Source organism: Kitasatospora sp. NPDC050463 (genome assembly GCF_040655255.1).
Lineage (GTDB): Bacteria > Actinomycetota > Actinomycetes > Streptomycetales > Streptomycetaceae > Kitasatospora.
On record NZ_JBFAJO010000085.1, the window covers coordinates 24,599 to 34,154 of the forward strand.

Genomic DNA, 9,556 nt, shown 5'->3' on the forward strand with positions numbered 1-9,556 from the left:
GGTCCGGGCGGGTGGTGCGAACGCGTGCGAGCGGTGTGCTCCACCGCCGGGGGATGACGGAGCACACCGCTCGGATCAGGAGACCCCGGACAGCCGGGTCATGACGCGGGCTCGGCCTCGCGGACCCGGAAGGCGCCCGCCGCGGCGAAGATCGCGAAGGCGATCACCAGGGCCACCACCGTGAAGCCGGCGACGCCGTAGAAGCCGTCGAAGTCGGTCAGCAGGACGCCGCCGACCACACCGCCGATGGTCGTACCGGCGTACAGCGCCGTGGTCGCCAGCGAGGACACCGTGCCGCGGGCGGCGGTGGTCTGGGACAGCAGCATGGCCATGAAGATCGGGTAGTTGATGCCCAGGACCGCGGAGCCGAGGGCCAGCAGGACGATCGCCACCGCCAGGTTGGGGGCGAAGGGCACCGCGCCGTAGATCACGACCAGCGCGGTGATCGCCAGGGCCAGCGTGCGCTCCTGGCCGAACCGCTTGATGATGTGGCTGCCGAACAGCGAGGTGATCGCCATGCCGGTACCCAGCGCCATCATGGCGGCACCGATCGCCGACACCCCCAGGTCGAAGTCCTTCCCCAGCCAGGAGCCGATGAACGAGAAGGTCTCGAACACCCCGGTCTGGTAGGCCAGATAGGCGATCAGGTACCAGGTGAAGGTCCGCGAACGGAACAGCCCGGCGTAGATGCCGAAGAAGCTCGACCCCGCCGAGGCCGGGGCGGGCACCGACGGGAAGACCCGCCAGAGGACCAGCCAGGCCACCGCGGCCAGACCGGCCACCGCCAGGAACGGCACGTGCCAGGACGACGCGGCCAGCCAGCCGCCGATCGGCACGCCGACGACCTGGGAGATGGACATGCCGGCGCCGGCGAAGCCCATCGTCCGCACGATCGCGCTGCCCGGCACCAGGACGGGGATCGAGGCCCAGATCTGCGGGGTCACCAGGGCGGCGGACATCCCGGCCAGGAGCCGGAAGAGGATCATCGTCCAGAAGCCCTGCGCGACGGCGCACAGCCCGGTGGCCACCGTGAAGCCGGCGAAGCCGAGCAGGAGCACGCCGCGCCGGTCCCGGCCGTCCGAGAGCGGGCCGGCCACCAGGGCGAAGAGCGCGAAACCGAGGGCGTAGGCGCTGACCATCCAGCCCGAGACACCGGTGGAGACGTCGAAGCTGTCGGCGAGCGTGGGGAGCATCGGGGCGACCAGGAACGTGTCCGTCCCGATCACGAACATGGTCGCGAACGACAGCCACGCGATGACGCTGCTCGACCCCGGAGGCGCGGGGGACTTGGTGGCACTACTCAGGGGCTCGGTCGTGGTCATGGATTACACCGCCGGGGAGATCAGGGGGATTTCGGGAGGGAACTCGGCTACCGGACGGGCTTCTGGCCCCAGCCCGAGTAGACGAGGGTCGAGACGTCCGGTGCGGGGTGGCTCTCCACCAGCAGCCGGGCCTGGTCGATCTGTTCGGCCGTCGCCAGGCCGGCGGCGACGAGCCGGTCGCCGCTCTGCAGCAGCCGGATGCGCAGCAGCTCGTCCTGGTCGTCGTCCACGCCCAGGCCGCCGGGGGTGACCGAGACGCCCACCGAGGCGCAGCCGGCGTCGGTGAGCGCCGCCGGGATCCGACGGGCCCAGGCCAGGTCGATGCCCTGCGCCGCCAGGGCCGTCGTCCACGCCCCGTTGGCCCGCTGCCACTGCGGGTACGGCGAGTCCTCCGCGGGCAGGAAGTAGACGTCCTCCACCACCAGCCAGCCCCCGGGGGCGAGCCAGCGCACCGCGCGCCGGAGGATCTCCTCGCGCTGCGGCAGGTGCATGAACACCGCCCGGGCGTGCACCAGGTCGAAGGAGCCCTCCGGGAAGTCCTCGGTGGTGATGTCCGCGCACCGGACGGTCAGGTTGGCCGCCCGGCCCGCGTCGATGAACCGCGGGTCGATGTCGGCGGCGACCACGCCGCCGTCGGGCACCCGGTCGGCCAGCCAGTACGCGATGGAACCGGCGCCGGCGCCCAGCTCCAGGCAGCGCCAGGACGGCGCCGGCCGGAGCTGCTCCAGGACCTTCACCGTGCCCGGGTCGTAGGTCTTCTCCAGCAGCTGGAGCCGGGTCAGCTCGGTCGGGAGGTCCTTGCTCAGGAGCCCGGTGGTGTAAGCGTCGGCGTGTACGAGGTTTCCGCTCATCGCGTGGTGCCCTTTCCTGGTGATGGCCGGCCGGGTGGGGTGGGTCAGGACTCGACGACGTAGCCGGACGAGTGGAGGACCCGCAGCCACGAACCGTCCGGCTGGCGCCGCGCGACCTGGTAGCGGCCCTTGCTGTCGTCGGCCGGAACGGTCGACGTGAGGGCGAGGTCGCCGGTGCGCAGGGTGGGCACCGTCTCCTCCAGGGCGAAGGTGGAGAACCGCGTCAGCATCTCCTCGAAGGCGGCCCGGATGGCGTCCCGGCCGACGTGCAGGCGGCCGATCGGGAAGGCCATCACGGCGTCCGGCTCGTAGAGCTCAGCGAGCCCCTCGGCGTCGCCGGCGTTGGCCAGTTCGACCCAGAGCCGCGCCAGGTCCTCGGGCTCGGCGGCCTTCTCGCGTACGGGGGTCATGTGGTCCGCCCTCTCCTCGGTCATCGAAGACCGGTCGTCGGTGACCGGCCTTCGGTGGCCGGTCAGCAGGGAATCGAGCCCTCGGGGGAGCTCACGCGCTCGTCAACCCGCGAGGGTCGTAGATCGCGCGCAGTCTGGTGATCTTTCCGTTCTCGACCCGCATCAGATTCGCGACCGGAGTCGGTTCCGCGATCGTGGTGTGCAGGACGAACCACGTCAGGACGTCGCCGTCGTCGACGAAGGTCCGCTCGACGACCAGGTCGACGGTGATGCCCGCCATGCCCTCCAGCGCCCCGGCGACCGCGTCGCCGTTGCCGTGCCGCGCCAGCGGGCCCTCGTACTCGACGTCGTCGGCGAGAAGTCCGCGCAGTGTCGTGAATTCCTTGGTCCGCCAGCTACCGAAGTACGCGGCGGCCACCTTCTCGGCGTCATCAGCCATGGGATCTCCCAGCGTTGTGCGCGAGGCCGGCTGCCCCGGGGGCCGCCCGGCGGCCCCGCACGGAGAGTCTGCTCGCGCCGCCGCCGACCGGGCGACGCCTGGCGGAGGACTATGTCAGGTCGGCCGGCCCACGGCTTCGCGCCGCAGGCCGGAGGGGGTTCGGGACGCGCCCTGTGGATCAGTTCGGACGAGGCCGCGGTGCCGGGCCCCTCCACAGGACACGCCCTACGGCTGCAACCGCCGGGTCGTCCAACCGGTGTCGGTCCGGTCGAAGCGCAGGCGCTCGTGGACCCGGTCGGCGCCGTTGGCCCAGAACTCGACGCTGTCGAACCGCAGCAGGTAGGCCACGTAGCTCGCCGGGCGCGGCTGGGGCCCGAACTCGGCGACCCGGTCGACCTCGGCGCGGAACGCCGCCATGTCGCGCATCTCCTCGCTCTGCCGGGAGGTCACCGAGGCGGCGTGGGTGAACAGCGGCCGCTCCAGCCACTTGGCGTCGGCCACGTCGGAGCCGAGCAGCTCCACCGCACCGCTGACCGAGATCTGCTGGCTGGTCTCGCGCCAGTACAGGACGCCCGAGGCGAAGGGGTTCTCGGTGATCTCCCGGCCCTTCTGGCTGCCCAGGTGGGTCGCGAAGACGAAGCCCTCGTCCGTGATCTCGTTCACCGCGACGATCCGGGTCGAGGGGCGGCCCTGCTTGTCCGCGGTGGCCAGGGCCAGCGCCCGTGGCTCGCGCACACCCAGCTGCTGGGCCCGCTCGTACCAGCTCCGGACCAGGCCGGCCGGTGCGGGCGGCGGGTTGTCGTACTCGGGGAAGTCGGTGTCGACCGTCCCGGTCATGGTCTCGGACCTGCCTGCGCTCATCTGCTCCTCCGTCGATGTGTCGTCACATGGTGGTTCGGGCGCCGGGGCGCGACGCCGGGCGAGGGGCGTCGCCAGGCGTCGCCGGGCGCCGGGGTGTGCTCGCGTGCGGGGCCCGCTCGGACGGCGGCCCGGCTCAGACGGTGGCCGTGCCGTGCGCGAAGACCGCGCCGCTGCCACCGACCTCGACGAAGTCGATCTCTCCGTCGGTGGCCTCGGCCCGGGCCAGCATCAGCGACGGGCGGCCGATCTCCACGCCCTGGAGGATCTCGATCGGCTTCCCGTGCTCGATCAGTCCGTGCCGGGCGAGGTGGATCGCCAGCGGCCCCGCCGCCGAGCCCGTGGCCGCGTCCTCGACCACGCCGTAGGCCGGGGAGAACATCCGGCTGCGCCAGTGGCTGCCGGAGCCGGCGAAGCAGTTGGTCGCCATGTCCTGGAACCGGGCCAGCGCCCGGTGGTCGGGGTTGACGGCCGACAGCGCCTCGATGCTCTCGAAACCGACGAAGACGTGCCGGGGCCCGTTGCGGTAGATCTCCACCGGCAGGGTCGAGCTCTCCACGCCCAGGGCGGCCAGCAGTTCGTCCGCCTCCGCGAACGGCTCCCAGGTGGGGACCGGCTGCCGCATCCGGGTGCCGACCACCTTGCCGTCGACCCGGTCCAGCTCGAAGGGGATCGCCCCCATCCAGGTCTCCAGGCGCAGCGCGTCGTACTCCGTCTCGTTCCCGAGGGCGATCGCCGTACCGAGCAACGGGTGTCCGGCGAAGGGGAGTTCGTTGACCGGGGTGAAGATCCGGATGCGCGCGTGACCGCCCTTCTCCGGCGAGAGCACGAACGTCGTCTCGGAGAGGTTCATCTCCCTCGCGATGCACTGCATGCGCTCGGCCGACAGGTCGTCGGCGTCGAAGAACACGGCCACGGGGTTGCCCCGCAGCGGCTCCTCGGCAAAGGCGTCCACCACCGCGTATCTGTGCATTCTCGTCTCCAACTGATCTGTGGGGCCCGACCGGTCCGTGCGGCCCGTCCGGCCCGTGGGCGGGTGGTTCTCAGGCGCGGCTGACGGCGTCCGACCGCAGGACGTCGCGGACCGCGGCGGCGACGATGCGCGGCCCGTCCTGGGTGAGCACCGACTCGGCGTGGAACTGCATGGAGGCGAAGTGCGGGCCCCGCAGCGCGTGCACCTCACCGGTCTCGGCGTCCCGGCTCACCTCCACCGGGCCGACGCCCTCGATCTCCACCTCGTCCTCCTGGCTGCGGGCGGCGAACGAGTTGTAGAAGCCGACGCGCTCCCGGGCCCCGAAGAGGTCGATCTCCTTCTGGACGCCCTGGTTGGGCACCGCGCGGCGCTCCAGCCGGAAGCCGAGCCGCAGGCTGAGCACCTGGTGGCTGAGGCAGACGGCGAGGAACGGCCGCCGCTGCGCGAGCAGCGTGCCCACCGCCGTGTGCAGGTGCTCCATCTTCGGGTTGCCGGCCTCGCTCGGGTCTCCGGGGCCCGGCCCCATCACCACCAGGTCGTAGCCGTCGAAGGAGTACGCCTCGTCGAAGCGCCGCACGGTGACCGACAGCCCGATGGACCGGAGCTGGTGGGCGATCATCGAGGTGAAGGTGTCCTCGGCGTCCACCACCAGGGCCTCGCGGCCCAGCAGTTCGGGCAGCGGGCGGTCACGCTCGTCCCGCTCGCTGAGCCAGAAGTCCGCGATGGTGTCGTTGCGGCTCGCCAGGGCGGCCCGCACCCTCGGGTGGGTGCCGAAGCGGGCGCCGGTGCCGTCCTCCAGCGCCGCGATCAGGCCGGCCGCCTTCGCCCTGGTCTCGGCGGCCTCGGCGGCCGGGTCGGAGTGGCGGACCAGGGTGGCGCCCACGCCGATCCGCACCCGGCCCGCGGTGTCGATGTCGGCGGTCCGGATCAGGATCGCGGAGTCCAGCCGGCGCCCGCCCCGCTCGTCGCGGCTGATCAGGGCGGCGACGCCGCTGTAGTAGCCGCGGCCCTGCGGCTCGAAGCGGTCGATGACCCGGCAGGCGCTCTCCAGCGGGCTGCCGGTGACGGTCGGGGCGAACAGCGTCTCGCGCAGGATCTCGCGCGGGTCGCGGTCGGTGCGCCCCTCGATGAAGTACTCGGTGTGGGCGAGCCGGGCCATCTCCTTGAGGTAGGGGCCGGTGACCCGGCCGCCCTCCTCGCAGATCCGGGCCATCATCTTCAGTTCCTCGTCCACCACCATGTACAGCTCGTCGGCCTCCTTGCGGTCGGCGAGGAAGTCCATGACCTCCGGAAGGGTCGGGCCCGACGGCGGGTACCGGTAGGTGCCGCTGATCGGGTTCATCACGGCAACGCCGTCGCTGACGCTGATGTGCCGCTCGGGCGAGGCCCCGACCAGGGTCCGGGTGCCGGTGTGGATGACGAACGTCCAGTACGCGCCGCTCTCCCGGCGCAGCAGGCGCCCGAAGAACGCCAGCGCGCTGTGCGGTCCGTAGTCGGTGATGTCGGCGACGAACGAGCGCTTCAGGACGAAGTTGGCGCCCTCCCCCTCGCCGATGACCTCCGTGACGATCCGGCGCACGGTGTCGGCGTAGGCGTCGTCGTCCAGGTCGAAGTGGCCGCCGGTCAGGTCGGTCGCCACGTCCGGTAGGCGGGTCAGCGCCTCGGTGACCCGCACGGTCCGCTGCTCCGTCACCGTCATCGCGATCAGCGGCGCGCCGTCGTCCGGGGCGGCGAAGCCCCGCTCGGTGATCTGGCGGTACGGGATGACCGTGAGCACCTCGTGCCGGGCCGGGGCCCCGACGTCCACCGGTTCGCCGGACAGCGGGAGGTCCGCCAGGGCGGCCGGGTTGGACACCTCGCCGACGAGGACGTCCAGGAAGTCCGGTCCGGTCGTCTCGGGCCGGTGGAGCAGGGCGAAGGGCCCCGGGTCGTCGCCCAGGACCCGCCCCAGCAGGTCGTCCGCGGGAGCGCCGTTCATCCGACGACCTCCTTCGTGGTGACGACCATCGCGCAGCGGTCGGCGGCGTACCGCAGCGCGAGCTCGTGGAACTCCCGGGAGAAGTCGGCGGTCGCGTCGGCGACCAGGAACGGCTGGATGTCGTTGGTGAACGCCTCGACCGCGGACATCAGCACACCGACGTGCGCGTAGACGCCGCAGATGACCAGCTGGTCCCGCCCGGTGGCGCGGATCCGCTCCAGGAGGTCGGAGCGGAAGAAGGCGCTGTAGCGCCACTTGGTGAACACCCAGTCGTCCGGACCCGGCGCCAGTTCGTCCACGACCGCGCGGTCCACCGGGTCGGTCCGCATGCCGGGCCCCCAGAAGTCCTTGAGCAGACCGCGCTCCTGCTCGGTCATGCCGCCGGGCTGGGCGGTGTAGGCCACCGGGACCCCGCGCGCGACGCACCAGGCGCGCAGCGACGCCGCGTTGCGCACGAGCTCGGCGCGCACGGTGTCCGGGAAGGGCTTCAGGAAGTACCGCTGCATGTCGTGGACGAGCAGGACCGCGCGGTCCGGATCGATGTCCCACTGCGCGGTGTTGACCGGCAATTCGCCTGCCGAGGGCAGCGGATACGGGGTGATGGGCGCAATGCCGGCCATGCCATGGCCTCCAGTTCGCGGATGCTCCGGGTGGACGGGGGGAGAGCCGGCTCAGCCGTTCCAGGCCGAGACGACGGTGAGGGCCTGCCGCGGGTTCAGCCGCGGGTCGCACAGGCTCGTGTAGGTGTCGCCGACGTGGTCGAGGGCGGCGTGGTCGGACGCGCACTCGGTGACGTCGTCGGGAGTGGTCTCCAGGTGCAGCCCGCCGGCCACCCCGCCGGCGGCGGTGACGGCCTGCACGAAGCCGCGGACCTCGCGGGCCACCGTCTCCACCATCCGGGTCTTGTGCCCGCCGGGTGCCGAGACGGTGTTGCCGTGCATCGGGTCGCCCAGCCAGATGACCGGGTGGCCCGCGGCCTTCACGGCCTCGACGAGCGGGGGCAGCCGGTCGGCCACGGCGTCGGCGCCCATCCGGGCGACCAGGGTGAGCCGGCCCGGCTCGCGGTTCGGGTCCAGCCGCGCGCACAGGGCCAACAGGTCGGCCGGGCTCATGCTCGGGCCGACCTTGCAGGAGACCGGGTTGAACACCTCGGCCAGCAGGGCGACATGGGCGCCCTCGACCTGCCGGGTGCGCTCGCCGATCCACGGCCAGTGGGCGGAGCCGAGGAAGAGCCGGCCCAGGTCGTCCTGGCGGAGCATGGGGATCTCGTAGTCCAGCAGCAGCGCCTCGTGGCTGGTCCAGACCGGGAGTTCGATGCCGGCGCCCTGGCCCCGGCCCTTCCACCCCAGGTGTTCCATGATCTCGTTCGCGGCCATGTAGCCCGCCAGGATGCGCAGCGGGTCGGGCCGCCGGCTCTCGGCGTCCGGCTCGGGGCCGTTGACCATGTCACCGCGGTACGACGGGATCTCGACGCCCTGGTACTGCTCGGTCCCGCTGGAGCGCGGCTTGGCGAACTGCCCGGCGATCCGGCCGACCCGCACCACCGGCTGATGGGTCGCCAGCCGGAGCGCGCCGGCCAGCAGGTCGAGCACCGCCGTCTTGCGGGCCACGTAGCCGGGGGTGTGCTCGTTCACGTCCTCGGCGCAGTCCCCGGCCTGCACGATCTTGGCCTCGCCGGCGGCGACGCGGGCCAGGATCGCCCGCAGGGCGAGGATGTCCTCGGCCCGGGCGAGCGGCGGACGGGCCGCCAGGGTCTCGTGGACGCGTCGGACCTGCGAAGCGTCGCTCCAGGTCGGCTGTTGCAGGGCCTCACGGAAGCGGATGTCACGCAGAACGTCTTCCATGCTGAGCCTCCAATCCGGGAGAACCCGGTCAGGTGGGTATTCCCTCGCGCTTGATCTCCGGCACCGGAATGCTCAGTGCGCGCAGCTGCTCGAAGGGGTTCATGAACTCGCGGTTCTGCTTGATCTTTCCGTCGGCGAGCGTGAAGGAGTGCAGGAAGTGGTTTTCGTAGTAACCCTCGGGGTAGCCGGGGAAGAGAATCTTCCCGTGCCCGTCGCACTCGACCCAGAAATGGTTCGGGTCGTCCGTACCGAAGATCTGGATGTTGTACCACTCCCAGTCCGGGAAGCACTTCAGCGACCAGACGGCGTGCTCCGCCAGCCGGTCCCGGCCGTTGATGGCGATCGGGGAGCCGGTGTCGGTGGTCCACAGACCGCCGCTGCCGTCCTCGGTGAAGAGCTCGTGCCGCTTCAGCCGGTCCTGACCCCGGGTGTTCATGTACCGCTCCACGGTGGCGCGGTTCTTGGCGCGCAGCTCCGCCGCGTCGGCGAACCCCTGGGGGCTGGTGAAATCGGACATGGGTATCCCCTCGAAGTGAATGGCGGAGGTCTTCCGAATCGGACTTCGTGCAGCCTAGGCCGCCGGCCGGTGTGCAGGGAATGTCCTGCCGCGCTTTCCCGCGTACGCGAGGCTTTCCGAATGCGGGCATGCCGAAGACCCGCACTCGGCGTTTCCGCGGTGCGGGTGGGGCAAAGGGGTGCGCTTATCGGTGGGCGTGGGGGGTGGGTCGAATTCCGGCGGGCGCTCCGGCGCTCCGGTCAGGACGGCCGGGGCAGCCGGGTGCCTAGCGGACGATCAGGTTGTCCAGGTACCCCTGGACGTTGCGCCGGGTCTCGGACACGTGGTCGCCACCGAACTTCTCGCTCACCGCGTCCGCCAGCAC

The 9,556-nt window shown here is 71.8% G+C and carries 10 protein-coding genes; all 10 read right to left on the bottom strand.

Features of this window, described 5'->3' with window-relative positions:
- Positions 1-98 precede the first annotated feature (98 nt).
- The 10 genes from AB0J08_RS35085 to AB0J08_RS35130 all read right to left on the bottom strand — a co-directional run bounded on the left by AB0J08_RS35085 (position 99) and on the right by AB0J08_RS35130 (position 9,192).
- On the bottom strand, positions 99-1,322 hold the full coding sequence (locus AB0J08_RS35085) for an MFS transporter (protein ID WP_360642191.1): 1,224 nt from the start codon (positions 1,320-1,322) through the stop codon (positions 99-101).
- Positions 1,323-1,369: 47 nt separating this feature from the next.
- Positions 1,370-2,173 carry a class I SAM-dependent methyltransferase gene (locus tag AB0J08_RS35090; RefSeq protein ID WP_360642193.1) on the bottom strand — a complete coding sequence of 268 codons (804 nt, stop codon included), beginning with the start codon at positions 2,171-2,173 and terminating at the stop codon, positions 1,370-1,372.
- Between the two features lie 44 nt (positions 2,174-2,217).
- On the bottom strand, positions 2,218-2,583 hold the full coding sequence (locus AB0J08_RS35095) for an SgcJ/EcaC family oxidoreductase (protein ID WP_360642195.1): 366 nt from the start codon (positions 2,581-2,583) through the stop codon (positions 2,218-2,220).
- A 91-nt stretch (positions 2,584-2,674) separates the two neighbouring features.
- Positions 2,675-3,022: a nuclear transport factor 2 family protein gene (locus tag AB0J08_RS35100; RefSeq protein WP_360642197.1), complete on the bottom strand. Its 348-nt coding sequence runs from the start codon at positions 3,020-3,022 to the stop codon at positions 2,675-2,677.
- 225 nt (positions 3,023-3,247) lie between these two features.
- Positions 3,248-3,883, bottom strand: a complete 636-nt coding sequence (phzG, locus tag AB0J08_RS35105; protein ID WP_360642199.1) for a phenazine biosynthesis FMN-dependent oxidase PhzG — start codon at positions 3,881-3,883, stop codon at positions 3,248-3,250.
- 133 nt (positions 3,884-4,016) lie between these two features.
- Positions 4,017-4,853 (bottom strand): PhzF family phenazine biosynthesis isomerase, encoded by an 837-nt coding sequence (locus tag AB0J08_RS35110; RefSeq protein ID WP_360642201.1) that lies wholly within the window; start codon positions 4,851-4,853, stop codon positions 4,017-4,019.
- A 70-nt stretch (positions 4,854-4,923) separates the two neighbouring features.
- Complete coding sequence (locus tag AB0J08_RS35115; protein WP_360642203.1) at positions 4,924-6,831, bottom strand: anthranilate synthase family protein; 1,908 nt, start codon at positions 6,829-6,831, stop codon at positions 4,924-4,926.
- Positions 6,828-7,451: an isochorismatase family protein gene (locus tag AB0J08_RS35120; RefSeq protein WP_360642205.1), complete on the bottom strand. Its 624-nt coding sequence runs from the start codon at positions 7,449-7,451 to the stop codon at positions 6,828-6,830. Before AB0J08_RS35120 ends, AB0J08_RS35115 begins: the two co-directional genes overlap by 4 nt.
- Before the next feature lie 51 nt (positions 7,452-7,502).
- Positions 7,503-8,675 carry a 3-deoxy-7-phosphoheptulonate synthase gene (locus AB0J08_RS35125; RefSeq protein ID WP_360642207.1) on the bottom strand — a complete coding sequence of 391 codons (1,173 nt, stop codon included), beginning with the start codon at positions 8,673-8,675 and terminating at the stop codon, positions 7,503-7,505.
- A 28-nt stretch (positions 8,676-8,703) separates the two neighbouring features.
- Positions 8,704-9,192: a phenazine biosynthesis protein gene (locus AB0J08_RS35130; protein WP_360642209.1), complete on the bottom strand. Its 489-nt coding sequence runs from the start codon at positions 9,190-9,192 to the stop codon at positions 8,704-8,706.
- Positions 9,193-9,556: the final 364 nt, after the last annotated feature.

Bases quoted from the DNA above. Each gene is read 5' to 3' on its own strand.
- AB0J08_RS35110 (WP_360642201.1), bottom strand. From the start codon at position 4,853: ATGCACAGATACGCGGTGGTGGACGCCTTTGCCGAGGAGCCGCTGCGG.
- phzG (WP_360642199.1), bottom strand. From the start codon at position 3,883: ATGAGCGCAGGCAGGTCCGAGACCATGACCGGGACGGTCGACACCGAC.
- AB0J08_RS35115 (WP_360642203.1), bottom strand. From the start codon at position 6,831: ATGAACGGCGCTCCCGCGGACGACCTGCTGGGGCGGGTCCTGGGCGAC.
- AB0J08_RS35120 (WP_360642205.1), bottom strand. From the start codon at position 7,451: ATGGCCGGCATTGCGCCCATCACCCCGTATCCGCTGCCCTCGGCAGGC.
- AB0J08_RS35125 (WP_360642207.1), bottom strand. From the start codon at position 8,675: ATGGAAGACGTTCTGCGTGACATCCGCTTCCGTGAGGCCCTGCAACAG.
- AB0J08_RS35085 (WP_360642191.1), bottom strand. From the start codon at position 1,322: ATGACCACGACCGAGCCCCTGAGTAGTGCCACCAAGTCCCCCGCGCCT.
- AB0J08_RS35095 (WP_360642195.1), bottom strand. From the start codon at position 2,583: ATGACCCCCGTACGCGAGAAGGCCGCCGAGCCCGAGGACCTGGCGCGG.
- AB0J08_RS35100 (WP_360642197.1), bottom strand. From the start codon at position 3,022: ATGGCTGATGACGCCGAGAAGGTGGCCGCCGCGTACTTCGGTAGCTGG.
- AB0J08_RS35130 (WP_360642209.1), bottom strand. From the start codon at position 9,192: ATGTCCGATTTCACCAGCCCCCAGGGGTTCGCCGACGCGGCGGAGCTG.
- AB0J08_RS35090 (WP_360642193.1), bottom strand. From the start codon at position 2,173: ATGAGCGGAAACCTCGTACACGCCGACGCTTACACCACCGGGCTCCTG.